This is a genomic window from Agrobacterium sp. ST15.16.024 (genome assembly GCF_027956545.1).
Classification (GTDB): domain Bacteria; phylum Pseudomonadota; class Alphaproteobacteria; order Rhizobiales; family Rhizobiaceae; genus Agrobacterium; species Agrobacterium cucumeris.
Genome location: NZ_JAQKGO010000001.1, coordinates 536038 through 561353, shown reverse-complemented (window position 1 = coordinate 561353; position 25316 = coordinate 536038). Strand labels below are relative to the sequence as shown.

The 25316-nt window shown below is 60.3% G+C and carries 22 protein-coding genes; 7 read left to right on the top strand and 15 right to left on the bottom strand.

Features of this window, described 5'->3' with window-relative positions; genetic code table 11:
• Positions 1-421 precede the first annotated feature (421 nt).
• From purD to PL640_RS02690, 3 genes are all read left to right on the top strand, one after another.
• Positions 422-1693, top strand: coding sequence for a phosphoribosylamine--glycine ligase (gene purD / locus PL640_RS02700; RefSeq protein ID WP_271360712.1), 1272 nt, complete (start codon positions 422-424; stop codon positions 1691-1693).
• Positions 1694-1848: 155 nt separating this feature from the next.
• On the top strand, positions 1849-2358 hold the full coding sequence (locus PL640_RS02695) for a plant virulence effector HPE1-like domain-containing protein (RefSeq protein ID WP_271360711.1): 510 nt from the start codon (positions 1849-1851) through the stop codon (positions 2356-2358).
• A gap of 327 nt (positions 2359-2685) precedes the next feature.
• Positions 2686-4509, top strand: a complete 1824-nt coding sequence (locus PL640_RS02690) for a methyl-accepting chemotaxis protein (protein ID WP_271360710.1) — start codon at positions 2686-2688, stop codon at positions 4507-4509.
• A gap of 223 nt (positions 4510-4732) precedes the next feature.
• Here PL640_RS02690 and PL640_RS02685 read toward each other — a convergent pair whose 3' ends face one another.
• From PL640_RS02685 to PL640_RS02635, 11 genes are all read right to left on the bottom strand, one after another.
• Entirely contained in the window at positions 4733-5227 is a 495-nt protein-coding gene (locus tag PL640_RS02685) for a DUF523 domain-containing protein (RefSeq protein WP_271360709.1), read from the bottom strand.
• 232 nt (positions 5228-5459) lie between these two features.
• Complete coding sequence (gene glyS, locus PL640_RS02680) at positions 5460-7682, bottom strand: glycine--tRNA ligase subunit beta (RefSeq protein WP_271360708.1); 2223 nt, start codon at positions 7680-7682, stop codon at positions 5460-5462.
• A gap of 98 nt (positions 7683-7780) precedes the next feature.
• Positions 7781-9721: a DUF2207 domain-containing protein gene (locus tag PL640_RS02675; protein ID WP_271360707.1), complete on the bottom strand. Its 1941-nt coding sequence runs from the start codon at positions 9719-9721 to the stop codon at positions 7781-7783.
• A gap of 23 nt (positions 9722-9744) precedes the next feature.
• Positions 9745-11022 (bottom strand): 3-phosphoshikimate 1-carboxyvinyltransferase, encoded by a 1278-nt coding sequence (locus tag PL640_RS02670; protein WP_269698613.1) that lies wholly within the window; start codon positions 11020-11022, stop codon positions 9745-9747.
• Positions 11023-11110: 88 nt separating this feature from the next.
• On the bottom strand, positions 11111-11662 hold the full coding sequence (locus PL640_RS02665; RefSeq protein ID WP_006313108.1) for a LemA family protein: 552 nt from the start codon (positions 11660-11662) through the stop codon (positions 11111-11113).
• A gap of 78 nt (positions 11663-11740) precedes the next feature.
• Positions 11741-12703 carry a glycine--tRNA ligase subunit alpha gene (locus PL640_RS02660; RefSeq protein WP_035218800.1) on the bottom strand — a complete coding sequence of 321 codons (963 nt, stop codon included), beginning with the start codon at positions 12701-12703 and terminating at the stop codon, positions 11741-11743.
• Positions 12704-12817: 114 nt separating this feature from the next.
• The gene (locus PL640_RS02655; protein ID WP_271360706.1) at positions 12818-13798 is read right to left on the bottom strand and encodes an acyltransferase family protein; all 981 of its coding nucleotides are present in this window, start codon (positions 13796-13798) and stop codon (positions 12818-12820) included.
• A 208-nt stretch (positions 13799-14006) separates the two neighbouring features.
• A complete protein-coding gene (locus tag PL640_RS02650; protein ID WP_046800646.1) occupies positions 14007-14201 on the bottom strand; it encodes an NfeD family protein in 195 nt (64 codons plus the stop codon).
• 20 nt (positions 14202-14221) lie between these two features.
• Positions 14222-15088 (bottom strand): S49 family peptidase, encoded by an 867-nt coding sequence (locus tag PL640_RS02645; protein ID WP_271360705.1) that lies wholly within the window; start codon positions 15086-15088, stop codon positions 14222-14224.
• 89 nt (positions 15089-15177) lie between these two features.
• Positions 15178-15978, bottom strand: a complete 801-nt coding sequence (locus PL640_RS02640; RefSeq protein ID WP_271360704.1) for a tRNA1(Val) (adenine(37)-N6)-methyltransferase — start codon at positions 15976-15978, stop codon at positions 15178-15180.
• Positions 15979-15984: 6 nt separating this feature from the next.
• Positions 15985-16215 (bottom strand): putative signal transducing protein, encoded by a 231-nt coding sequence (locus PL640_RS02635; protein WP_142841218.1) that lies wholly within the window; start codon positions 16213-16215, stop codon positions 15985-15987.
• A 111-nt stretch (positions 16216-16326) separates the two neighbouring features.
• On the opposite strand from PL640_RS02635, the gene PL640_RS02630 reads away from it, so the two are divergent.
• From PL640_RS02630 to moaB, 4 genes are all read left to right on the top strand, one after another.
• Entirely contained in the window at positions 16327-17343 is a 1017-nt protein-coding gene (locus PL640_RS02630) for a polyprenyl synthetase family protein (RefSeq protein WP_035219036.1), read from the top strand.
• A gap of 142 nt (positions 17344-17485) precedes the next feature.
• Positions 17486-19381 carry a tetratricopeptide repeat protein gene (locus PL640_RS02625; RefSeq protein WP_161991323.1) on the top strand — a complete coding sequence of 632 codons (1896 nt, stop codon included), beginning with the start codon at positions 17486-17488 and terminating at the stop codon, positions 19379-19381.
• A 6-nt stretch (positions 19382-19387) separates the two neighbouring features.
• On the top strand, positions 19388-20272 hold the full coding sequence (locus tag PL640_RS02620) for a 4-(cytidine 5'-diphospho)-2-C-methyl-D-erythritol kinase (protein WP_271360703.1): 885 nt from the start codon (positions 19388-19390) through the stop codon (positions 20270-20272).
• A gap of 10 nt (positions 20273-20282) precedes the next feature.
• Positions 20283-20828, top strand: a complete 546-nt coding sequence (gene moaB, locus PL640_RS02615) for a molybdenum cofactor biosynthesis protein B (RefSeq protein ID WP_262516593.1) — start codon at positions 20283-20285, stop codon at positions 20826-20828.
• A gap of 245 nt (positions 20829-21073) precedes the next feature.
• Here moaB and PL640_RS02610 read toward each other — a convergent pair whose 3' ends face one another.
• The 4 genes from PL640_RS02610 to guaB form a co-directional block, all read right to left on the bottom strand.
• Complete coding sequence (locus tag PL640_RS02610; RefSeq protein WP_271360702.1) at positions 21074-21949, bottom strand: dienelactone hydrolase family protein; 876 nt, start codon at positions 21947-21949, stop codon at positions 21074-21076.
• A 121-nt stretch (positions 21950-22070) separates the two neighbouring features.
• A complete protein-coding gene (gene adhP / locus PL640_RS02605; protein ID WP_110755438.1) occupies positions 22071-23099 on the bottom strand; it encodes an alcohol dehydrogenase AdhP in 1029 nt (342 codons plus the stop codon).
• Positions 23100-23248: 149 nt separating this feature from the next.
• Complete coding sequence (locus tag PL640_RS02600; protein WP_271361438.1) at positions 23249-23650, bottom strand: MAPEG family protein; 402 nt, start codon at positions 23648-23650, stop codon at positions 23249-23251.
• Between the two features lie 114 nt (positions 23651-23764).
• Positions 23765-25270: an IMP dehydrogenase gene (gene guaB, locus PL640_RS02595; RefSeq protein ID WP_271360701.1), complete on the bottom strand. Its 1506-nt coding sequence runs from the start codon at positions 25268-25270 to the stop codon at positions 23765-23767.
• Between the last annotated feature and the right edge of the window lie 46 nt (positions 25271-25316).

Below are 25316 nucleotides of genomic sequence, written 5' to 3'. Positions count from 1 at the left end.
GTTCTCTGATGTGGCGTCTGGAGCGGCGAACATAATGTCTGATTGTGGCGTGACAACAAGAGGCATCTACGATTCCACAGGAAAGGCTGGCTTCAGGGGAAAGACAGGCGATTCTTCGTAGTGATTGCGGCGTCTCGAAAAGCGATTTCTGCGGCAGAACGGCACCATCCGCACACCGTCACCCCGGACTTGACCCGGGGTCCAGTGCGACCAAGTCGTTGATCGCAAAAGACTCCCTTCACGGCGCAGACGCGCCGTGGCTGGATACCGGATCAAGTCCGGCATGACGCAGGAGGGATTTGCAGCCTCTATTCGCAGGCTCAATGCGCGACAATCGCCATATATTCGTCTTGACCTTTCGCCCCCCTGCCCTTAACGCCCCTGACACAAGGTTACTGGCGAATTTGCAGGGGTATTGACCATGAAAGTTCTGTTGATCGGTTCCGGCGGACGCGAACATGCGCTGGCGTGGAAAATCGCCCAGTCTCCCCTGCTCGATGAGCTTTATGCCGCCCCCGGCAATCCCGGCATTGCCGACCACGCGACGCTGGTTGTGCTTGATGTGGAAGACCATGCGGCCGTCATCGCCTTTGCAAAGGAAAAGGCGATCGACTTCGTCGTTATCGGCCCGGAAGCGCCGCTGGTGGCGGGTCTCGCGGATGACCTGCGTGCCGCCGGCATCGCCACTTTCGGACCTTCGAAGGCCGCTGCCCGGCTTGAGGGCTCGAAGGGCTTCACCAAGGATCTCTGCGCCCGTTACGATATTCCGACCGGCGCTTACCAGCGTTTCAAATCCGCCGAACCGGCCAGGGACTATGTTCGTGAACAGGGTGCGCCGATCGTCATCAAGGCGGACGGGCTTGCCGCCGGCAAGGGCGTGACCGTGGCGATGACGGAAGCGGAAGCGCTTGCCGCCATCGACGAATGTTTCGATGGCGCTTTCGGCACGGCCGGCGCCGAAGTGGTGGTGGAAGCCTTCCTCGATGGTGAGGAAGCGAGCTTCTTCTGCCTTTCGGACGGCAAGACGGCGCTGGCGCTTGCAACCGCGCAGGATCACAAACGCGTCGGCGATGGCGATACCGGCCCGAATACCGGCGGCATGGGCGCCTATTCCCCCGCCCCCGTCATGACGCCTGCCATGGTGGAGCGCACCATGAAGGAGATCATCGAGCCGACGATTTCCGGCATGGCCAAGGACGGCAATCCCTTCTCGGGCGTGTTCTTCGCCGGCCTGATGATCACCGCCAAAGGCCCGGAACTGATCGAATATAATGTGCGCTTCGGCGATCCCGAGTGCCAGGTGCTGATGATGCGCCTCAAGAGCGACCTTCTGCCGATCCTCTACGCCACCGCCACCGGCACATTGGACAAGGTGCAGGCGGAATGGCGCGATGATGCGGCGCTGACTGTCGTTCTGGCTTCCAAAGGTTATCCCGGCGCTTACGACAAGAACACGCCGATTGCCCATGTTCCCGAGGCCAGCGCGGAGGCGAAGGTCTTCCATGCCGGAACGGCACTGAAGGACGGCAAACTCGTCGCAACCGGCGGACGTGTGCTGAACGTCACCGCTTTTGGAAAAGACGTGACGGAGGCGCAGGCACGCGCCTATGCACTCACGGACAGGGTTGAATGGGAAAACGGCTTCTGCCGCCGCGATATCGGCTGGCAGGCCGTGGCCCGGGAAAAGGCCTGATACTTGCAGCAAACGGTGAGGGAGCGAATATTTCGTTCAATTTTTACCAAGTTTGCTGACCCGATGGAAACGAAAGACCAGTAATATTTGCCCGAATATTGAATGACGCGCCGTGCCTGAGCCACGGGTTTTGCGGTTATTTCGGGGGTTTTTCGATGCGTCGTCTTCTTTTGACAGCCATTATCGCGCTGACCAGCGGGTCGGCCATGGCGTCTTCCATCGAATATATCAATGGCGTGCATACCAGCAATGGCAGCTTCATTCGCCGTGACTGCACGGACTGCGAACCGGTGAAAGACAAGACCACAGCGCAGGGTTATGCCATTCCATCGATCGAGCCGGGCACGCAACACACCGAAATGCGCGAAGTCGACGGCAAACGCACACTCATCCGCACCGAGGCATGGCTCGGAGGTGCGCCGGTTACCTTCGTCAGCACCAATCCCGCATGGATGCCGGAAACCTCCAGCTCCGCAATCGCAACCTATGACAATGCCGAACCCGTGGCGCATCCTCAAGAAACGGTTGCGACACCTGCCGGTATCGACGTGACGACGACGACCGCCGGCGTCAAGGAAATCTCTACCGATAATGCCGCAGCTCCAGCCAGCGCTTCGGTGGTCGCTGCACCCGAATTCCCGGATTTCAAATTGCGTGGCAACTGACGGGCAGCACTAGGCGCACCTTCCTGACAAACGTCAAATAATCGCGTCATTGCTGTATTTATCATAAGCCTCAGCAACCATTCGGGGAATAATATATTTTCCGGCCGTTATTCTGTCAGCGAAGCTGATAAAGCTTTCGCTAATTAAATATTTATTCAAATTTTTGGTCGCTAAGTGACTTCATGGTGCAATGCAGCACAATATGAGGCCTGGGGCGGACGCTCGCTTTTCAGGTCCATCACCGCGCATCAGGCGCCCTTTCCATTTCCGAAACTTCGGCAGCGCGCGGCCTTTCAAGGCCGCGACGCAAAACGTTTGTGAGCGCCCATGAAGAATCTCTCCATCTCCCGTCAACTGATCGTGCTCGTGGTGGCCCTTATGGCCGCTTTCTCCGTAGCGACCTTTTACCAGCTGAAATCCGCCACCGATGCGATCTATGAGGAACGCTACGGCATGCTGCGGACGCAGGTGCAATCGGCCATTTCCATTCTGCAATCCTTCCATGACAAGGAAACGGCCGGAACGCTGTCGCGGGAAGAAGCCATGAAACAGGCCTACGCCACCGTCAGCGCCATGCGGTTCACCCCTGATGGCTATCTGTTCGGTTACGACTATGACGTGACGATGAAGTTTCATCCCGATGCCAAGCGGGTTGGCGAAAACTACAAGGGCAAACCAGACAGCAAGGGCTTCGCTTATCGTGACGAGCTGGTGAGGCTTGGCCGTACTGGCGGCGGGCAGACGGATTTCTACGGTCCGAAGCCCGGCATGGAAGGTAATGACTACGCCAAGAGCTCTTACGCACTTGCCTTCGAGCCCTGGCAGGTGGTGGTCGCGACCGGCGTCTATATCGACGATCTGAACGCGCAGGTTCGCGGCGAGGTGATGAAGGCGCTGTCCATCGGTGCCGCCATCTTCGTGCTGGCGCTTGCCGCCGCCTTCTATGTCATCCGTGGCATTTCGAAACCGCTTGGCGATATTCACCGTGCGCTTGGTGAAGTGGCCAATGAAAACGTCTCGCTCACCATTCCTCACACCGGCCTCACCAACGAAGTGGGCATGATGGCGAAGGCCACCGCTTCGCTGCAGGACAAGGTGCGCGAGCGCCACGCCATGCAGCGCCGGCAGGAAGAACAGCAGAACCAGCTCGACACCGAGCGCCAGAACAATCTCGACATGCAGCGCGACGAAGCCGCATTGCAGGCCCGCGTCGTCACCACCATCGGCGAGGCGCTGGAAAAGCTGGCAGGCGGCGATCTGACTGTGCGTTGCGGCGATCTCGGCAACCGTTATGCGGCGCTGCGCGACAATTTCAACGAGGCCCTGACCCATCTTGATGCCGCCATGGCCAAGGTGAATTCCAAGAGCATCGATATTGGCGGCTCCAAGGAAGAAATCCGCAAGGCCTCCAACGAGCTTTCGCAGCGCACCGAACGGCAGGCTGCCAATCTGGAAGAGACGTCCGCGGCGCTGGACGAATTGACGGTTGCGGTACGCCAGACGGCCGAAGGCGCGGCAGACGCCGCCAAGCGCGTCACCACGGTCAGCTCGGAGACCATGCGCAGCGACCGGGTGGTGGAAGAGGCGATATCAGCGATGAGCGGCATCGAACAATCTTCCGACCAGATTTCGAACATCATCGGCGTGATCGACGACATTGCCTTCCAGACCAACCTTCTGGCGCTGAATGCCGGCGTGGAGGCAGCACGAGCCGGTGAGGCTGGCAAGGGCTTTGCCGTGGTGGCGCAGGAAGTGCGCGAACTGGCGCAGAAATCCGCCGCCGCTGCCAAGGAGATCAAGGACCAGATCGCCCGTTCTTCTGCCCAGGTGGAAAACGGCGTGCGTCTTGTCGGAGAGGCCGGCGATGCGCTGAAACGCATTTCGGACCAGATCAAATCTGCAAACGAGATCGTCAGCAAGATCGCCCATTCGGCCGCCGAACAGGACACGACATTGCGCTCGATCTCCTCATCCCTCAACCAGCTCGACGTCGCCACCCAGCACAATGCCGCCATGGCGGAAGAAACCACGGCTTCGGCCGAGGCGCTGGCCGTGGATACAGAAGAACTGCTGAACCTCATCCGCGGCTTCCGCGTCTCCTCCGGCCACCAGCTTCACGGCATGGCAGAGCAGATGCGTATGGCAGGGTGACCGCGAACGGTCTCATGCGATAGAAACAAAAATGCCGGGCACAGACCCGGCATTTTTATGTGCTCTCCAAAACATTCCCTACATATTCGGCGTCATCCCCGGGCTCGACCCGAGGACCCATGGCCAGATTGCATTGTGAGTCATTGCCTCAAGGTCGAGGATGATGGCAGGGAGTATTTGCAACGTCGGGAAGCAGGCGATGTCGTGTTTGCGGCGCCTGATTTCAGCGGGTCAGCGCATCGAGACGATCGATATCAGCAGGTGAAAATACGGCAATACCGGCTTTTTCGAGCAGCGCCGCCGTCACGCCGTTGCCCGGATGTTTGAGGCCGGAGAACGAACCGTCGTAGATCGCAAGCGATCCGCAGGACGGGCTGCCGTCGATCAACAGCGCGTGGGTGCAGCCATTGGCCTTGGCGAAGGCCAGCGCCTTTTCCGCGCCGGCGATAAATTGCGCCGTGACATCGCCGCCGGTGACTTCCAGCACGCGGGCGCGGCCTTCCAGCACATCGAGACCCGAAGCCCCATTTTCGATTTCCGCCGGTGGACGCGGCACGGGCATGCCACCCGCCATTTCCGGACAGATCGTCACCAGCCTGCCCTCACTTCGCCAGCGCTCTATTGCGGGGTGGGACAGGGGTTTACCCTTGCCGTCATAGCGGACGGGCTGGCCGAGGAGGCAGGCGCTGATGAGGATTTTGGGAGGCGTTTGGGTCAATTGGGAGCCATTCTGTGAGAGTCGCGGTTGCTGCTTACCCCCTCTGTCCTGCCGGACATCTCCCCCTCAAGGGGGGAGATCGGCAAGAAGCTGGCTCCCTGCAAAAATTCGCAACCTCAAAGATCACCGAGAGGTCGCCACGTTTCAATCTCCCCCCTTGAGGGGGAGATGTCCGGCAGGACAGAGGGGGGTGAACCAAGTACGCTGACATACCCGGCCACCCCGAAAGCCCTCACCCCGTGATCTTCGAGAAATCCGCAACCGTACCGGTTGCCTCGCGGATGGCCTTCAGCAGCGCCAGACGGTTGGCGCGGATGGCCGCATCCTCATCATTGACAAGCACATCTTCGAAGAACCTGTCGACTGGCGCGCGAAGCGTGGAGAGCGCCTGCATGGCTGAGCGGAAATCCTCACCTTCGACAGCCTTCGCGGCATCGGCAGAGGCAGACTTGATCGCCGCGTAAAGCGCCTTTTCGGCGTCGAGCTTCAGCAGCTCTTCAGAGACGCCATCGGCAACCACGGTGCCCTTCTTTTCCTCGGCGGCCAGAAGCTGCGTGGCGCGCTTGGCGCCCGCCAGAAGGTTACGGCCATCCTCGCCGGTGATGAAGGCGGTAAGCGCCTCGACACGGCGGGCGATCAACAGGAGATCATCGGATGCCGGTGTCAGGACGGCGTCGATCAGATCATAACGGGCACCGAGGTCGCGGAGGTAGACTTTCAGGCGGTCGTGGAAGAAAGCCAGAAGATCAGCCTCCACTTCGAACATGACGTCATCCGGATTTTTCGCGAAAGTCACGTTTTCCGTAACGTGCTTTAGCCATGGTTCGAAAATGTCCGCTATTGGCAGCCGAACATTCCGCTCCAGAATAATCCTCACCACGCCCAGCGCCGCACGGCGCAGAGCGAAGGGGTCCTTCGAACCGGTGGGCTTTTCATCGATGGCCCAGAAACCGACGAGGGTATCGAGTTTGTCGGCCAAAGCGACCGTGATCGCCACCTTGTCGGCCGGCAGGCGATCCGAAGGGCCTTGCGGCTTGTAGTGGTCTTCTATGGCCGCGGCGACGCTTTCGTTTTCGCCCTGCAGCGCCGCATATTTGCGGCCCATCAGGCCCTGAAGCTCAGGGAATTCGCCGACGGCTTCGGTGCGCAGGTCAGCCTTGGCCAGCACCACCGCGCGGTCCACCAGTGCTTCATCGGCACCAACGACGGGGGCCAGCGCCTTCGCCAGTTCACGGATGCGAGTAACGCGTTCGCCCTGAGAACCGAGCTTGGCATGGAACGTCACGTTCAGCGCATCGAGCTTCGCCATACGCTGGTCGAGCGGCTTCTTAAGATCGAGGCCGAATTTCGCGGCCGAATCCTTCAAGGTGTCGAGATCGGGCAGATCGCCCTGGTCACGGTTCCAGAAATGGCGGGCGTCCGACAGGCGGGCGCGCACGACCTTGCCATTGCCGTGGATGATTTCCTTGCCGCCATCGCTCGCCTCGATATTCGAGATCAGGATGAAGCGGTTGGAAAGGCCTTCTTCCGCACCCTGATTGCGGGTGACGAAACACTTCTGGTTGGTCTTGATGGTGAGGCGGATGATTTCCGCCGGGATCTGCAGGTAATCCTCTTCGAAAGTGCCCATCAGCACCTGCGGCCATTCGACAAGGCCGGAGACTTCTTCCAGCAGGCCCTCGTCTTCCACCAGATCGAGACCATTGGCGAAAGCCAGATCCTTGGCGTCATGCAGGATGATATCCTTACGGCGCTCGGCGTCGAGAATGACCTTCGCCTTTTCAAGGCTCGAGACATAGTCCTCGAAACGGCGCACAGTGATCGGGCCAGGCGCATGGAAACGATGGCCATAGGTGACGTTGCCGGCGACGATGCCGTCAATCACGAAAGGAATGACCTGCGTCTCGTCATGCTCGGGGCCGAACAGGCAGACGATGGATTGCAGCGGGCGCACCCAGCGAAGGCTTTCGGAGCCCTTGCCTTCGATGCCGGCATAGCTGGAACCCTTCGGCATGGAGGCCGGGCCGGAGCGCATGGATTTCGGCCAGGGGAAGGAGCGGATGATGCCGGGCATCACCTCGGCGATGATCTCTTCTGCCGGGCGGCCGGGCTTGTTGATGATGGCGACGTAGAAATCGCCCTTCTTCGGGTCGGAAACAACCTGCGCTTCCGAGATATCATTGAGACCGGCGCCGCGCAAAAAGCCTTCGATGGCCTTTTCATTGGCGTCGGTGCGCGGGCCCTTCTTTTCTTCGCGCACATCGGCGGAGCGGGCGTTGAGGCCGCGAATATCCAGCGTCAGGCGGCGCGGCGTCCAATATTCACGCGCGCCCTCATAGGTCAGCCCTCTCTCCACCAAGGCATCGGTGACGAGTTTCTTCAGATCGCCCGCCGCCTTGCGCTGCATGCGGGCGGGGATTTCCTCGGAGCGAAGTTCAAGCAGAAGATCGGGCATGGGATAAGGACTTTAATCTGTTGCAAAAGAGTGTCGCGGACTTAGCAAGACCAGCGGCAAAAGTCACCAGCTATCGGTTAAATTACCGCCGGCGCGCATCACCAGCCGCCGCCGCCACCACCGCCGCCGCCGGAGCCCGAGAAACCGCCGCCGCCGCCACCGCCCGAAAAGCTGGAATTGGACGAGCTGACGGGTTGTGGGATGGTGGAGGCGATGGTGCTTGCCATGGAGGTGGAAAAGCCGCCGATCCTGTCGCCGAAGCTGCCGTAATTGCTGCCCAAATACCAGCCGGGCGCATAACTTGCCACTGCGGCACCGGCGGCAGCTGTCGCAAGCCAGGTCTCGAAGGTGCGGCTCCAGGGCTTTTCGACGCCGAGCGCCACGGCATAGGGCAGCAGCGTCTCGAAATGTTGCGGCGACATGGCGGGAGCGCTCGCCATGTTCATCCGGTCTTTTTCCGCCAGCGTCAGATAGGTTCTTAGCCCTTCGATGCCGTCCATCAGTTTGCGGCCGAGCGGTGTGGGCGCGCCCATCAGGAACAGGAAAAGCGCATTGGTGAGCACGATGCCGCCGATGGCCGCCAGCGCCAGCGACTTGGTATCATGCGTTACATCCAGCAGGATTTGCGTGGCAATACCGCCGATGGCTGAAAAGGCCACGAAACCGGCAAAGGCCAGCATGACGATGCCGCCGATGCGCTTGCGCAGTGGCGCGCCACGCGAAAACTGCCGACCGATACCGATCGACAGGATGCTGAAGAAGAAAGAGAAAAAGCCGAACACCAGGATGGCGGCAATGGCGCTTTCATCGAGATCGCCAAACACCAGCGTCGCGACGATAATCGCGATGCTGAGGAAGATACCGAAAACGATATAACCGGCATTGCTGCGGTAATATTTGCCGCGATGTTCCTTTTCTATCGCCGCGCGGAACTGCGTGCCGACCTTCTCGACTTCCGCCCCATGGGCCTTGTCAATGGTCAACACCTTGCCCGCACCGCCGATGGCGGAGAGCAGCGTCTTCTGCCCGGTCGGCAGATCGGCGGCGGTTGCCTTTTCCGTGCGGCGGATGACGATGGAATTCTTCAGATCTTCCAGAACGACATAGCCTTTGACCGCCAGATCAAGGGCCGAGGCGGAGAGCGCCGTCCAGCCCGCGCCGGAAAAACCGCGGTTATCGACATAATTGACCAAAGCCGGGGAAAGCCCCTCCGGTGCATCCCAGCGCGGCACCACCACGCCCTTGGCGGGATCACGACCCACCGCGAACCACGCCCGCAGATAATAAAGCAGCACGACAAAAAGCCCGCCGCCCGAAAGCAGGATGGCCAGATTATCACGCAGCCACCAGCCCGCCTCCTGTGAGGTGTCGGGTGCTGCAATTGCGCCCTTCGGCAGCTTGACGGCAATCGTCATGCCCTCGCCCACCGTAAACGGGCGGGTGGAGGCGAAGAACACCTCGTTGCCTTCGCTGAGGATGCGGGCGTCCTTGCCTTTTGCACCGAGTGGTCCGGTGAAGACGTTGGTGTCTGTCGCCTTAACGCCCTCAGGCAAAACCACGGTCGCGGAAATCTCGCCCATGGGAAATTGCCAGCCATTGCCGGTGACGTTCCAGGTCAGCTCGTCATAATCGCTGAAATAACGGATTTGCCGGGCGGTCGTGTAGGTGATCTGGAAGATATGCTCGCCGGTCGGCAGAAAACGGTCGGCGCTGCCGGTATAGATGCGGATGCCGCCATCGATAGTTTCGGTACGCCAGTTTTCCGGCGCCCCGTCGCGCTCCACAGAAACGACGTTGAAATCCACCTTGGTGCGGCGGTTGTTCGCATCCAGCGCATAAAGCGGGAAATCGCGGAAGATGCCGCGCTTGATGTTCTGCCCTTCGGCGCGCGCGGTGATGGTTTCCGTCACCGCCAGCTTGCCATCCGCCGCCACCTCGACGACGGAATGATAGGAGCGGATGAATTCTTCCGCTAGGGCCGGAAAGGCCGCGCCCAGGAAGACGAACAGCGCGAGAAGTCTTGCGGCGATGGTCTTCACGGGGCGTTCCCTCCTCAATACGTTCAGTGCTGCGGTTCGGCAGCGCTTTCCTTTTCCGTGTACTCGACGCCGAGCGAGGCGAGCTCTTTCCAGTAAGCCGGATAGGTCTTGCCCACGCAGGCAGGGTTCTGGATGGCAATGCCGCCGATCTTCAGCGCCGCCAGCGCAAAACTCATGGCGATGCGGTGGTCGGCGAAAGTATCGATGGAGGCATTCACCGTCTGGCCCGCCAGCGCCGGATCGGAATGCACGATCAGGTCGTCGCCTTCCTCATGCGCCAGACCGCTACGGATTTCGTTGAGCCCGAGCGAGACGGCGCGGATGCGGTCGCATTCCTTGACACGCAGGTTGGCGATGCCGACGAAGCGCACCGGCGTTTCGTTGAAGGCAGCGAGGACCGCGATGGTGGGAATGGCGTCCTGCATCTGCGAGCCGTCGATTTCGGCGGGCAGATGCGGAAACTTGGCCATGACCTCATAGGCCTTGGCATCCGGCTGGGTGAACTTGTCGGCGGGCGTGCCGATATCGATCGCGCCGCCGGTCAACAGTTCCGCACCCCAGAGATAGGTGGCGGCGGAAGCATCCGGCTCGATGTGGAAATCGGTTGCCGTATAGCCGGTGGGATGTACGCGCCAGATGGCGTTGCTGACCCGCTCCACCTTGGCGCCGAAGGCTTCCATGGCCGAGGTGGTGAGGTCGATATAACCTTTCGCGCCGATTTCCTCGCCCTTGAGGATGATATCGACCGGCTTGTCGCCGCAGGCGGCGGCCATCAGAAGCGCTGACACATATTGGCTGGAAAGGTTGGCATCGATGGTGACGCTGCCTTTCGGGAAACCCGTGCCCTTGCCACAGACAGTGACGGGCGGGCAGCCGGTCGGCGCTTCCGCCTCGACACCGAGGGAGCGCAGCGCCTCCACCAGCGGCATGATCGGGCGTTTGCGCATGTGCTCGTCACCATCGATGATGACGGCACCATCGACAAGTGCGGCAGCGGCGGTGAGGAAGCGCGTGGCGGTACCGGCATTGCCGAGGAAAAGCGGCTTTTCCGGCTGTTGCAAAACGCCCGTGCCTTCCACCACAAACGTCGTCGCATCAGGCTCGGTTACCTTCACGCCCATCTCGCGCAGGGCTTCGGCCATATAAAGCGTGTCGTCGCTCTTCAGCGCCCCGGTCAGGCGGCTTTTGCCCTTGGCGAGGCCGGCGAGCAGAAGCGCGCGGTTGGTGATGGATTTGGAGCCGGGCGGCTCAACCTTGCCGGAAAGCGGGTGGCCGGGCGGGGTGATGGTCAGTTCGATCATGATCGTCGTCTTGTCAAAGAATGCGGCACGGAGCCGGATTATCGGAATTTGAGCGGGAGGTTTTTAAACCGTCAGAGGAACGGCGTCCTCAGAATTTCACCGTTGGCACAGCGCGATCGGCTGGATTGTCGATCTCGAAATAAGGTGCCTTGGCAAAGCCGAACTGGCCGGCGACCAGATTGGACGGGAAGCTCTCCACCTTGACGTTGAGATCGCGGGCCGCACCATTGTAATAACGGCGCGACATCTGGAGCTCGCCTTCGATGGTTTCAAGCGAGCGCTGCAATTCCAGAAAATTCGTGTTGGCCTTGAGGTCGGGATAGGCTTCGGCGAGTGCAAAGAGTTTACCGAGCGCCTGCGACAACAGGCCCTCCGCCTGTGCACGACCCTCGACATCGCCCGCAGGCACGGCCTGCGCGCGGTTGCGCATGGCGATCACCTCCTCGAAGGTGGTTTTTTCATGCGCGGCATAACCTTTTACGGTCTCGATGAGGTTGGGGATGAGATCGGCGCGGCGTTTCAGCTGCACGTCGATGCCCGACCACGCCTCTTCCTTCATCTGCCGCGCCTTGACGAGGCCGTTATAGATGAAGACGACATAAAGCGCGATTGCCGCGATGATTGCCAGCGTGATGAACATTCCCGACCCCTCCTCAAGAGGCGCGGACGCCATGAGCGGCATCCGCACATTAGACTGTTGTCCGCCTTAGATAGATCGTCAGGCGGCCCTGTTCCAGTTCAGCCCGCCCGCATCTGTCAGCAGGAAGGCTTCGCCGCAAGCTTTCGCCAGCGTGCGTACGCGCAGAATATAGCTCTGGCGTTCGGTAACCGAGATCACGCCACGCGCATCCAGAAGGTTGAAGACATGGCTTGCCTTGATGCACTGGTCATAGGCCGGGAAAACGCATTTGTGCAGGCGCTGGTTGTCGTTGTCACCGGGTGCACCGGCGGCGAGAAGCGCCTGGCATTCCTTTTCGGCGTCGATGAAATGACGATGCAGCATGGCCGTATCGGCAAATTCGAAGTTGTGGCGGGAATATTCCTGCTCGGCCTGCAGGAAGACGTCGCCATAAGAAATCTTCTCTTCGCCCTCGCGGCCGTTGAAATTCAGGTCGTAGACATTGTCGACGCCCTGAACATACATGGCCAGACGCTCCAGACCATAGGTCAGTTCGCCGGCAACCGGCGAGCATTCAATGCCGCAAACCTGCTGGAAGTAAGTGAACTGCGACACTTCCATGCCGTCGCACCAGCATTCCCAGCCAAGACCCCAGGCCCCGAGCGTCGGGCTTTCCCAGTCGTCCTCAACGAAGCGTACATCGTGCAGCAAGGGATCGAGGCCGATCGCCTTCAGCGAACCGAGATAGAGTTCCTGCAGGTTCGACGGGTTTGGCTTCAGAATGACCTGATACTGGTAATAATGCTGCAAACGGTTGGGGTTTTCGCCGTAACGGCCGTCGGAAGGACGACGTGACGGCTGTACATAGGCGGCCTTCCACGGCTTCGGCCCGAGTGCGCGCAGCGTCGTCGCCGGATGAAACGTTCCCGCGCCCACTTCCATATCGTAAGGCTGCAACACCGCGCAGCCCTTGTCGGCCCAGTAATTATGCAGCGTCAGGATCAGCGCCTGAAAGGAACGCTTCGGGTTCATATGGTCTGGAATATCGGTCATTGCAGTCATCGCGGCGTTAGGAGGACAAGTAAGCACTGACTTACTTCGGATGCGGACTGGTGCCACGGCATGGCCTGAGGGTCAAGGTTTTATGCGAAACGGCGACCCGCAGCAGTGGGGGGATCAGCCCGCCGCCTCCGCCCGTGAACTTGCGATGCCGCGATCTGCGAACTTTCTGAAAAGCCTGATGACAGGCTTTTCAAACAGAATATGCGCCGCAATAGACACAGCCAGCGCAACAACAACGATCACGATGCTCGCCGCAAAACCCGGTGCTATGACCTTCAGGACTATCGAAATGACCAGCCCGTGCAGGAGATAAAGCGCATAGGAGGCGTCGCCGACAATTTCGAAAGGCTTCAGCCACGCTTCAGGCCAGCCACCGGCTCTTTCGATCCAGACACAACCCGCGACGAGCAGAAAGGCAGGCAGGCCCCAGCTCACGATACGCAAAAGACCAAATTGCTCACCGATACCCGCCGCAAAAGCAAACCCGACAAAAGACAGGGCGAGAGCGGCGATACCACTGCGCATGCTCGCAAAGGCAATCCGAGACAGGATAAGCCCGGCGAGGAATTCCAGCAACAGGGGCGATGCCCAAATCTGCATGAATGGCGATTGCCAGTCCGCCAGCTGCCCCACGGCCACCATTGCCGACAGGATGACGACGGTTACGGCGATCGGCGCGCGCAATGCAAGACCCAGCGCGAATACAAGATAGAAGAATATCTCCATATTCAGCGTCCAGCCCACCAGCACCAGCGGTGTCACCTGGCCCGCAGCGTTGACATAGGGGACAAAGAGCAGTGATTTCCAGAGATGTTCCATCGTGAAGGTGAAGGTGGAAAACACCCCGGCCAGTGCGCCAAAGCACATGACGAATGTGATGGCCCAGTAAAGCGGCACGATACGGAAGAGACGATGGCGCAGGAACTTGCCGGGTGGCGACTTGCCAGCGACCAGCCCCATGACAAATCCAGATATGACGAAGAAAACATCCACTCCGGCTGCGCCGATCGTGAAAGGCGTGCCGGCAATGTGGAAAAACATGACTGCCAGCGCTGCGACTGCTCGCAAAAACTGAATGGAATGAACTTTCTGCAAAAAATACCCCGTCCAGCAAGCTCATGCGCGGCTTCAGCCGGCTATGGGCGAAGCGCTGCAGATCAATCTCAAATATCGGGGACCAGTAGTTGCATAAATCCGGCAAAAATACTTGCAGAAATTGGGGTATATCTGAACAAGCTGCTTTTTGGGTTAACTTGTAACTTACCACCCAATGCCGGCGAAACGCGCCGCTTCGCGCCCGCGGTTACGCATCATCCTCGCGTTTGACGCGATATTCGCCCGTCTCGGGGTCCTTGATCAACGTGCCGATGGCGCCGGTCTCGCGTTCCTTTTCGCGCTGTTTCGATTTTGCGGACAGCTTTTGCGCGTCGCGCACAAAGCGGCGGTAAAGGATGATGGATCCCACCACCAGAAGGATGATTGTAATCAGCTGCGCCATAAGGCCCTATTCCCGCGATATCAAAGACCGAAACGCGACCACAATGCCTTTTCTTCGGCAACCTCCGCAAGTCCCGAGACTGCGCCTGCAGCGAGCCTTTCGCCATTCAGGCCGAGTGCCGCATTCACGCCCGGCACCTTTTTGCCGAACAGGGTGCGCCCGCCGCTGATAAGCTGAAGCTTGATCTTTTCGCCGTAACGGCGGCGCAACACCTCGCGCATGTCGCCCAGCCCGTCGATCAGGCCGATATCGAGGCCACGCATGCCGGTCCAGAACAGGCCGGAGAAGATCGTCTCATCGTCGATCAGCTTCGCGCCGCGGCGCATCTTCACCATATCGATGAAAACATTGTGGATTTCGACCTGAAGCGACTTCAGGTAGTCGATATCGCCTTCCTTTTCCGGCTGGAAGGGATCGAGGATGACCTTGTTTTCGCCGGCCGTGTAGACGCGACGCTCCACGCCGATCTTCCGCAGCATCTCCGGAAAACCGAAACCGCCGGAGACGACGCCGATCGAGCCGACTATGGAGGTGGGGTCGGCAATGATCTCATCACCGGCAAGCGCGATCATGTAGCCACCGGAGGCCGCCACATCCTCCACGAAGATCAGGACTTTCTTTTCGTTTTCCTCGGCAAGCTGGCGGATGCGATTATAGATCATCCGCGCCTGTACCGGCGAGCCGCCGGGAGAGTTGAGCGAAATGGCGACGGCCGGCGCGTCCTTGATGGCGAAGGCCTTTTCAAGCAGCGGCGCATAGGAGGCTAGATTAAGCGCGGGACGAAACTGGCTGCCGCCCGCCATTATCGCGCCATGCATGCGCACGACAGGGATGACGAGTTCTTTTTTGCGAAAGCGTTTCGGTACCAGATACTTCAAAAAACCCACAACTCAATCCTCGCAGCATTTGCCTGTTCGTCAGGCATGTATGTATCGCCCGGGAAAACACAATGGTGCGGCCGGCGGAACGGCGATATTTATAAGCCGGCTCTGATTGCCTTTACATTACGGCGATAGGCGATGCGGCCATTGTTCAGGTCGTCCACGAATGGGGTAAAGGCGTGGCTGTCGGCCTCATGCATGATGAGCGGCGAGCGGAATGACAGCTTCGCCCGCGAGCCTTTGATGGCGGTAACCAGCATGCGCACCGCGTCCTCGCCAGGACGTGGATGGATGAGGGTAATCTCCATGCCGCCGAAGCGGCTGCCGCAGGCGGCAATGACGTCCGCCACCGATTGCGGCCGTGCAATCAGCGACAGCTGCCCGCCCGAAACCATGATCGCCCCTGCGGTTCTGATCCAGTCCTCGAACAGACCCTCCGTCATGGCATGGGCTTCGGCCTTCAGAGCATCCGGCGTGCGGCGGTCGCCCGCATCATTATAGGGCGGGTTCATGATGACGTGGTGAAAATAGTCATCGGGCAATCCTGCCTCGACACGCGCTTTCGCCCGCAGGGTCACGTCGGCCTCGCGCACGCTTACCCGAGCGGAAAAAGCGGCGTTTTCCGGTAGCAACAGGCTGCGGCGGGCAAAATCCGCCATTTCCGGCGAGCGTTCGTAAAGCGTTACCTCGGCCGTCTCCAGCCGGGCGGCAACAGCAAAACCCGCCGCACCTGCACCCGCACCGAGATCAGCTATCCGGCAGGGGCGGTCATCCGCCACCAGCGAGGCCAGAAGCATGGCATCCATGCCGGCGCGGTGCCCCCTGCCCTTCGGCTGAAGGATGTGAAACCGGCCCCGATGAAAGGCGTCAATCGTTTCGGAAATATCGTCGCCCACGTCGCCTTAAGCCTCTTCGCCCCGCAACTCGTCCCCCAGCCCGGCATCGATGAGGATGCGTCGGCCCTCATCGGCACGATCCTCTTCCACAAGGAACCTTCGGGGCAAAAGACCGAGCGAACCTTCCAGAATGCTCATCGCCTGATCGGCAACAAGGCAGTGGATGCCGGCGTCCTTCATCAGGCTTTCAGCGAAGGAGAGCAGCACGGCATCGTTGGTACGGATCAGTTCACGCATGGATAAGCCCTAAATTCCCATCTTTTTGAATGGCTAGCGGCAATTCGCCCCTTGCCGCGCAAGGCGCCAGTTTTTATTGTCGAATTCAAATTCGAACAGGAGTCCTGTCCCTTGGGCGTCGTCATACCGCTTGAAGAAAGCAAAAACAAACTCGCATCCGTCAAGCCGCTTGTCGACCTGACCCGCCCCGACATGGAACGGGTGAACCAGCTTATCCTCTCCAAGGCGGGTTCCGATGTCCAGATGATACCCGAGGTGGCCAACCATCTGATCTCATCCGGCGGCAAGCGCCTGCGGCCGATGCTGACGCTCGCTTCGGCCTCGATGTTCGGTTACGAGGGCGATCACCACATCAAGCTCGCCACCAGCGTGGAATTCATGCACACGGCGACGCTTTTGCATGATGATGTGGTGGATGAAAGCGATCTGCGCCGCGGCAAATCCACCGCCCGCACCATCTGGGGCAACCAGGCAAGCGTTCTCGTCGGCGACTTCCTGCTCGGCCAGGCCTTCCGCATGATGGTTGATGTCGGCTCGCTCGATGCCCTTGATGTGCTGTCCACGGCCGCTTCGGTCATCGCCGAGGGCGAGGTGCTGCAGCTTTCGGTCGCCAAGAACATGGAAACCACCGAAGACGATTATCTGCAGGTGATTCGCGCCAAGACGGCGGCCCTGTTTGCGGCTGCGGCGGAAGTCGGCCCGATTGTTGCAAAGACGGACAAGGCAACCCGCAGCGCGCTGAAATCCTACGGCATGAATCTCGGCCTCGCCTTCCAGCTCGTCGATGACGTCCTCGACTACGGCGGCAAGTCCGCCGATCTCGGCAAGAATACCGGCGACGATTTCCGTGAAGGAAAGATTACGCTGCCGGTCATCCTTTCCTATCGTCGCGGCACGCAGGACGAGCGCGCCTTCTGGCGTAACGCCATCGAAAAGGGCGAAAGCAGCGATGAAAACCTCGAAAAGGCGCTGGGCCTGATCACCAAATATAATGGTCTTGGCGACACGATCGGACGCGCCACACATTATGGCACCATTGCCCGCGATGCGCTGGCGCCGCTGCCGCAGAGCCCATGGAAAAATGCGCTTCTGGAAGTGATCGACTTCTGCATCGAGCGTCTGAACTAAGGCTAAAGGCCCACGCAAACGGCGGATGGACAGGACCGTCCGCCCGATGTTTCGGGTCGGATTTTTCGCAAGGCGCGATTGTGGCCGGGCCATAATTTCTTGCGGGGTTGCTTCAAAAAAGCCATTCTATCGTGACCAAACAATGGAAACTGATTTTTCCGTGCATTCGCACAAAGGCAAAGGTTCCCTCATGCGGCGTAAACCAGCACTCCGTCTTCTCTGCAGCGCGGCTCTTGCCGCTGCTCTCGCAATCGGCGCGGGCGCAAGCCCCGGCCTTGCGGAGACAAAGGCGAAAACGGAAGAGAAGGCCGTTACGTTCGATCCGGCCAAGGTGAACACCTTCTCCGGCGCTTTCCTTGCCGGGCGCAATGCCGATGTCGATCAGGACTATCCCACCGCGATTTCGCTCTACAAAAAGGCGCTGGAATTCGATCCCGCCAATTCGGAAATCCGCCAGCGGCTGATGATCGCCGAACTCCTGAGCGGCAACTTCGAGGCAGGCGCCAAGATTGCCGATTCGATGAAGGACGATACGTCCGTCGAGCGGGTGACGACCATCGTGCGCGGCCTTGACGCCATCAAGGACAAGGAATTCACCAAGGCCGAAAAAATCCTGAAATATACCGGCCCGAACGATCTTGACCGCATGGTCAACACGCTTTTGACCGCATGGGCGCGTGCCGGTTCCGGCAAGCCGAAGGAAGCCTTGGCGCTCGTCAACAACATGAAGGGCCCGGGCTGGATTTCGATCTTCCAGAAATACAATGCGGCGGCCATCGCCCTTGTCAGCGGCAATATCGATGCGGCCCGCAAGAGCCTCAACGAAGCGGTGACGGATCGCGAAGGCGGCGCAACGGCGTCCGATACCTATATGCGCGCGGTGATGGCGCTGGCACGCCTCGAGGCTTCCGCCGGCAACAGGCAGAAGGCGCTGGACGCGATTGCGGTCGGCGATACTTTCGCGCCGAATTACGCGCCGCTGAAAGCGCTTCGCGAAGCAATCGAAAAGGGTGAGAAGCCGGAACAGCAGATCACCAATGCGGTGGAAGGCGCCGCCAGCGTCATGTTCTCGATTGCCGGGGCATTGAACCGTGAGGGCGCCGAGGAAATCGTCACGCTTTATCTGCAGACGTCACGCGCACTCGATCAGAAAAGCCCCGATACGCTTATTCTTCTCGGCGGGCTTGCTGAAGCCATGAAGCAGCCTGAACGCGCCATCGTGTTTTACCGTGATGTGCCGAAGGATTCGCCAATGTATCGCATCTCCGAGCTGCAGCTCGGACTGACGCTGGCGCAGACCGGCAAGGTGGATGAGGCGCGCCAGCACCTCAAATCCCTGCTCGAATCCGACCCGAAGGACGTTCGCTCCTACCTCGCTTATGGCAGCGTGCTTTCGGACGCCAAGGACTACAAGGCCATGGCCGAAAACTACGACAAGGCCATCGAGGTGATCGGTGCCGTGCCGCAGAAATCCGACTGGTCGGTGTTCTTCCAGCGCGGTATCGCCTATGAGCGCCTGAAGGAATGGGACAAGGCAGAACCGAATTTCAAGCGGGCGCTGGAATTGAACCCGGAACAGCCGCAGGTGCTGAACTATCTCGGTTATTCCTGGGTGGATAAGGGCATCAATCTCGACGAAGGCATGAAGATGATCAGCCGCGCCGTCGAGCTTCGCCCGAATGACGGTTACATCGTCGATTCGCTTGGCTGGGCGCATTATCGTCTCGGCGCTTTTGATGACGCCGTGACCGAACTGGAGCGGGCGATCGAACTCAAGGCCGGCGATCCGACCATCAACGACCATCTGGGCGACGCCTATTGGCGCGTGGGCCGCAAGATCGAGGCGGTCTACCAGTGGAACCGTGCGTTGATCGGCGACAGCGATGACGTGGACAAGGCCAAGGTGAAGGAAAAGATCGCCAACGGCCTGCCGCCTCTCGAAAAGGATGCCGAAAATACCGCCAAGAAGGATGTCGCGCCGCAACCGCCGGCTCCTCCGGCACCGGCTCCTGTGCCTGCCCCGGACAAGAAATCCTGATGCCGTATGCGTGTGCATGAGGTTTCCGGGGCGGCCGAGACCATCGAGGCGGCCCCGGCAAAAATCAATCTCGCACTGCATGTGACCGGCCAGCGGGCAGATGGTTACCATCTGCTCGAAACGCTGGTGACATTCACCGAGGCCGGCGACACCATTCGCATTCGTGACGCCGATACCGACACCTTTTCGATCTCCGGCCCTTTTGGCGATCTCCTGCGCACGGACGATGGCGGCGACAATCTCGTCACCCGCGCCCGGGACAGGCTGCGTGATGCGCTTGCGGCCACGGGTCAGTCAGGCCGTCCGGTTGCCATTCACCTCGAGAAGAACCTTCCGGTCGCCTCCGGCATTGGCGGCGGTTCGGCCGATGCGGCGGCGACGCTGCGGGCGTTGTTGCGACACTGGCAGGTTTCGATTGAGCCGGAAAGGCTGGTATCGCTCGCGCTCACACTCGGCGCGGATGTGCCCATGTGCCTTGAAAGCCGGCCTCTCATCGCACGCGGCATTGGCGAGGAGATCGAACCGGTCTCCGATCTGCCCTGCCTGTTTCTGGTTCTCGCCAATCCGCTGAAAGCCGTTGCGACACCGGATATATTCCGACGCCTGCAAAACAAGACCAATCCCCGCCTGCCGGCACATGCGACAATCGGCTGGATGGATTTTCTGGCGCAAAGCCGCAACGATCTGCAACCGCCCGCTCAGACATTGCTGCCGGAGATCGGCGAGATCGTCGGCATGCTGTCACAGGAAGGTGCCGCGCTTGTCCGCATGTCCGGTTCGGGTGCGACCTGCTTTGGGGTTTTCCATTCCTTCGATGCCGCCCGCAAGGCGGAAACATCGCTTTGGAAGAAACGCCCCGGCTGGTATTTTCAGGCGACTCGAACCATTTGAGGATTAGGTCATGGCAGGCGAAAGACCCTTCATTCCCCTTGGCATTGCGGTTTTGACCGTGTCGGACAGCCGCACGCTGGAAAATGACAAATCCGGCGACACGCTCGTTGCAAGGCTTGAGGAAGCGGGACACCGCCTCGCCGCCCGCGCCATCGTGCCGGATGACCGGCAAGCCATTTTCAACACGGTGCGGGACTGGACGCTTGCCCCGGGCGTGGATGTGGTGATCACCACCGGCGGCACCGGCTTTACCGGCCGCGACGTGACGCCCGAGGCGCTGGAACCGCTGTTCGAAAAGCGCATGGACGGTTTTTCCGCGCTTTTCCATCGCATTTCCTATGACAAGATCGGCACCGCCACCATCCAGTCACGCGCAACCGGCGGCGTGGCGAACGCCACCTTTATTTTCGTGCTGCCCGGCTCGCCGGGTGCCTGCAAGGATGCCTGGGACGGCATTCTGAAAGCCCAGCTCGATTATCGCCACCTGCCCTGCAATTTCGTGGAAATCATGCCGAGGCTGGATGAGCATTTGAAGCGTGGGGGTGGTGGGGTTTAGGGACCCGAGGTGCGTGGGGCTTACCCCCCTCTGCCCTGCCGGGCATCTCCCCCTCAAGGGGGGAGATCGGCACGACGCACTACCTCAACTTCATTCTCAGGCTAGGAGATGGGCGAAACCTCGCCGCAGATCGATCTCCCCCCTTGAGGGGAGATGCCCGGCAGGGCAGAGGGGGGTAAAGCCCCACACGCCCTTGACAATGACCAACATCCTGCGCCTTCACACCGGCGCCGCCGAAAACCCAATCACGCCAGATATTTCTTGAAAAATTCCACCGTCCGGCCCCAGGCGAGATCGGCGGCCGCCTTATCATATCGCGCCGAGGACGTATCATTGTTGAAGGCGTGGTTGACGCCGTCATAGACGAAAATCTCAAAGGTCTTGCCGTTTTCCTCCAGCGCTTTCTTATAGGCATCGATACCGGCATTGATACGTTCATCGAGACCCGCATATTGCAAAAGCAAGGGCGCCTTGATGGCTGGCACGTCGGCCGCCGGGGCCTGCTGGCCGTAATAGGCGACGCCGGCATTGAGGCCGGCCGATTTGGTGGCGAAACGGTTGACCAGCCCGCCGCCCCAGCAGAAGCCGACCGCGCCGACCTTGCCGTTGGCCCCCTGCCTTGCCGCAAGCCAGACCCGGCCCGCTTCGGCATTGGCGACGGTCGCGTCCATATCCAGGCCGCTGAACATCTGCCGCGCCTTCTCCTCATCCGGGGGCGTGCCGCCCTGCGGCGAGAGGAAATCGACGGCCAGCGCCCGGAAACCGGCAAGCGCTACACGCCTTGCTACATCGCGGATATGGTCGTTCAGGCCCCGGTTTTCGTGGATGACGATGACGGAGCCGATCGGCCCCGATACCGATTTCGGCGTGACGAGATAACCCTTCATCTCACCACCGGGAGCGGGATAGGTCACGTCCTCCGCGACGATCCCCGCATCGTCAGGTGCGACGATCGCGGCGTGGGCGCTGTTGGCTGAAAGGAGCGGCGCTATGGCCGCCGCAGCCGCGCCCGAGCCGGCGAGCACGGTGAGCTTTTCCATGAATTTGCGGCGGTCGAGGCTGAGATGGGTGTATTCATCGTAAGCGTCGATCATGGCCTGCGTAATCTTGGGCTTGTCCATCGCCTGTACTCCTTGAACGCGGATGCGACGGGCAGGATAACGCAGATCGCCCTGCGGGGAACGCAGCGGGCGGCGGCGGCGCCACACTTTTGCGTGAGCGCCGCAGGCCCTGTCATTTGCCTCAGGCGGCGAGGTCCACGACGATACGGCCGTCGATCTTGCCCTCTTCCATGCGATGGAAGATATCGTTGATATTTTCCAGCTTGTCCCAGGAGAAGTGGGCGGCCACCTTGCCTTCACCGGCGAAGGTCAGCGCCTCCTCCAGATCCTGCCGCGTGCCGACGATGGAGCCGCGTACCGTGATGCGCTTCAGCACCGTGTCGAACACCGGAATGGAGATGAAGCCCGGCGGCAAGCCGACAAGCGCCATGGTGCCCTTGGAGCGCAGGAAGCCATAAGCCTGCTCCATGGCCTTCGGCGAAACCGCCGTCACCAGCGCGCCGTGGACACCACCGGTTGCCTTCTGCACCTGCTCCACCGCGTCAGGCGCACGGCCGTTGACGGTGACATCGGCTCCGAGTTTTTTCGCAAGCGCCAGCTTGTCATCGAAAATATCAGCGGCAACGACATGCATGCCCATGGCCTTGGCATATTGCACGGCCATGTGACCAAGGCCGCCAATGCCTGAAATGACCACCCATTCACCGGGCCTGACTTCGGTTTCCTTCAGACCCTTATAGACGGTGACGCCGGCGCAAAGCACGGGTGCGGCCGGGCCAAAATCGAGATTATCCGGCAGGCGGCCGACAAATTTCGGATCGGCAAGGCCATATTCGGCAAAGCTGCCATTAACGGAATAACCGGAATTCTTCTGGCTCGGGCACAAGGTTTCCCAGCCGGTGCGGCAGGGGATGCAGCAGCCGCAGGCGGTGTAGAGCCAGGGCGTGCCGGCGCGGTCACCTTCCTTGATGCCGGTGACGCCAGCGCCGATTTTTGCGACATAACCGGCACCTTCATGGCCGGGAATGAAGGGCGGGTTGGGTTTGACCGGCCAATCGCCCGTTGCGGCGTGCAGGTCGGTGTGGCAAACGCCCGTCGCCTTGTAGTTGATGAGAATCTCACCGGGGCCGGGATCCGGTATCGCCACTTCCTCGATGGTCAGCGGTTTCCCAAACGCGCGGACGACGGCTGCCTTCATTGTTTTCGCCATGACATACTCCTCAATCTCTGCTCGCCTGAAATCCTCGACGGCGGGCAGAGATTAGCGGGGATGGGGCCTCATGGAATTGACCCATCGCAAATCGGCTTATTTTGGAGGCGTCGACTGTCTCACTTATGGAGCAACCTGACGATGCTGTTTCACTCCAGAGCCAACCAGATGGCGAGCCAGCCCCACAGGCAGACCACAAGCGCAAAGCCGATGCCGAACAATGCTCCGCGCTGACGCAGGCGGTTGCTGGTGACATGAACATAGGAATGGGCGTAGCGCGAAAGCACGAACAGCCAGGCCAGCAGGATGGTGACGATATTGTCCGCATCGGTGATGTAAAGCAGCAGGCAGGCGATGTGGAACAGGACAGGCAGTTCGAACTGGTTGGCGATGTTGCGGTTCACCAGATAGCTCTCGCGCGCCTCTTCGCCCCGGTCGCGCAGCTTGATCGCCGATTCGCGATCCTTGAAGGTGTATTTGTTGCGCCGAACGATCAGCAGGCCATAGAGCCAGAAAACGAGAAAGACATGGGCGATCATCGGCCAGAACATTGCGGTCGTTGGTGACATGCTTTCTCTCCCAATCGTGAAAACGCTCCCCGATCCGGCTGGAATCGGGGAGCGCCAAATACTCAGTCTATCTTTTTACGGATTCGGTTCGAAAGATCAAACCGCGCCGGGATAGTTCGGGCTTTCGCGAGTGATCGTCACGTCATGGGCGTGGCTTTCACGTAAGCCCGCGCTGGAAATGCGCACAAAGGTGGCGCGCTCCTGAAATTCCTTGATGGTGCTGCCGCCGACATAACCCATGGCGGCCTTGAGGCCACCGGCCAGCTGGTGCAGAACGCCGGAGACCGGACCCTTGTACGGTACCTGACCTTCGATGCCTTCAGGCACGAGCTTCAGCGTATCGCGCACTTCCGCCTGGAAATAACGGTCAGCCGAACCGCGGGCCATGGCGCCAACGGAGCCCATGCCGCGATAGGCCTTGAAGGAACGGCCCTGATAGAGGAACACTTCGCCCGGGCTTTCATCCGTGCCGGCGAGCAGCGAGCCGATCATGACGGCGGAAGCACCGGCGGCGATGGCCTTGGCCAGATCGCCCGAGAACTTGATGCCGCCATCGGCGATCACGGGAATATCGGCAGCGTTGGCCGCTTCCACCGAAGCCATGACGGCCGCCAGCTGCGGCACGCCGACACCGGCGACGATGCGCGTCGTGCAGATGGAACCGGGGCCGATACCGACCTTGACGGCGTCCGCGCCGGCATCGATCAGCGCCTTGGTGCCATCGGCGGTGGCGACATTGCCGGCGATGATGCGAACCGAGTTCGACATCTTCTTGACCTGCGAGACGGCATCCAGCACGCGCTGCGAATGGCCATGTGCTGTGTCAACGACCAGAAGGTCGACGCCGGCATCGATGAGGCGCTCGGCGCGCTCGATGGCATCGGCACCAACGCTGATGGCGGCGGCGGCACGAAGGCGGCCCTGCGCATCCTTGGTGGCGTTGGGGTTCAGCTGCGACTTCTCGATATCCTTGACGGTGATGAGGCCGACGCAATTGCCCTTGGGGTCTACAACCAGCAGCTTTTCGATGCGGTGCTTGTGCAGGAGCCGGCGCGCTTCCTGCTGATCGACGCTGCTTTCCTTGACCGTGACCAGGTTTTCGCGGGTCATCAGCTCATAGATTTTCTGCTGCGGATCAGAGGCAAACCGCACGTCGCGGTTGGTCAGAATGCCGACGAGGCGGCCGTTCTTGTGGCCGCCGGCACCGCCGTTTTCAACCACCGGAATGCCGGAAATGCCGTGCGCCTTCATCAAGGCTTGTGCTTCGGCAAGCGTCGCATCCGGGCCGATCGTGACCGGGTTGACGACCATGCCGCTTTCGAACTTCTTCACCTGCCGGACTTCTTCGGCCTGTTCGATGGGGGTCAGGTTGCGATGGATGACGCCGATGCCGCCGGCCTGGGCCATGGCGATGGCGAGACGGCCTTCGGTGACCGTATCCATGGCGGAAGACAGGATCGGCAGGTTGAGATCGATATCACGGGCGATGCGGGTGGCGATATTCGTCTGCCCCGGCATGACTTCGGAATGCCCGGGCTGCAGCAACACATCGTCAAATGTGAGAGCGTCCAAACCAGTGGGTGTTTGAATGATGCGTGCCATGACCAAATTCCTTCATACTGAAAATGCGTGGCCGTTCCGGAACGAA

Coding starts and splice junctions, on each gene's coding strand:
- PL640_RS02610 (WP_271360702.1), bottom strand. CDS start 21,949: ATGGACAAGCCCAAGATTACGCAGGCCATGATCGACGCTTACGATGAA.
- moaB (WP_262516593.1), top strand. CDS start 20,283: ATGGCAGGCGAAAGACCCTTCATTCCCCTTGGCATTGCGGTTTTGACC.
- PL640_RS02670 (WP_269698613.1), bottom strand. CDS start 11,022: ATGATCGAACTGACCATCACCCCGCCCGGCCACCCGCTTTCCGGCAAG.
- PL640_RS02650 (WP_046800646.1), bottom strand. CDS start 14,201: ATGGCGCAGCTGATTACAATCATCCTTCTGGTGGTGGGATCCATCATC.
- PL640_RS02625 (WP_161991323.1), top strand. CDS start 17,486: ATGGAAACTGATTTTTCCGTGCATTCGCACAAAGGCAAAGGTTCCCTC.
- PL640_RS02620 (WP_271360703.1), top strand. CDS start 19,388: ATGCGTGTGCATGAGGTTTCCGGGGCGGCCGAGACCATCGAGGCGGCC.
- glyS (WP_271360708.1), bottom strand. CDS start 7,682: ATGCCCGATCTTCTGCTTGAACTTCGCTCCGAGGAAATCCCCGCCCGC.
- guaB (WP_271360701.1), bottom strand. CDS start 25,270: ATGGCACGCATCATTCAAACACCCACTGGTTTGGACGCTCTCACATTT.
- PL640_RS02600 (WP_271361438.1), bottom strand. CDS start 23,650: ATGTTCTGGCCGATGATCGCCCATGTCTTTCTCGTTTTCTGGCTCTAT.
- PL640_RS02695 (WP_271360711.1), top strand. CDS start 1,849: ATGCGTCGTCTTCTTTTGACAGCCATTATCGCGCTGACCAGCGGGTCG.
- PL640_RS02660 (WP_035218800.1), bottom strand. CDS start 12,703: ATGACTGCAATGACCGATATTCCAGACCATATGAACCCGAAGCGTTCC.
- PL640_RS02635 (WP_142841218.1), bottom strand. CDS start 16,215: ATGCGTGAACTGATCCGTACCAACGATGCCGTGCTGCTCTCCTTCGCT.
- PL640_RS02665 (WP_006313108.1), bottom strand. CDS start 11,662: ATGTTCATCACGCTGGCAATCATCGCGGCAATCGCGCTTTATGTCGTC.
- PL640_RS02690 (WP_271360710.1), top strand. CDS start 2,686: ATGAAGAATCTCTCCATCTCCCGTCAACTGATCGTGCTCGTGGTGGCC.
- adhP (WP_110755438.1), bottom strand. CDS start 23,099: ATGGCGAAAACAATGAAGGCAGCCGTCGTCCGCGCGTTTGGGAAACCG.
- purD (WP_271360712.1), top strand. CDS start 422: ATGAAAGTTCTGTTGATCGGTTCCGGCGGACGCGAACATGCGCTGGCG.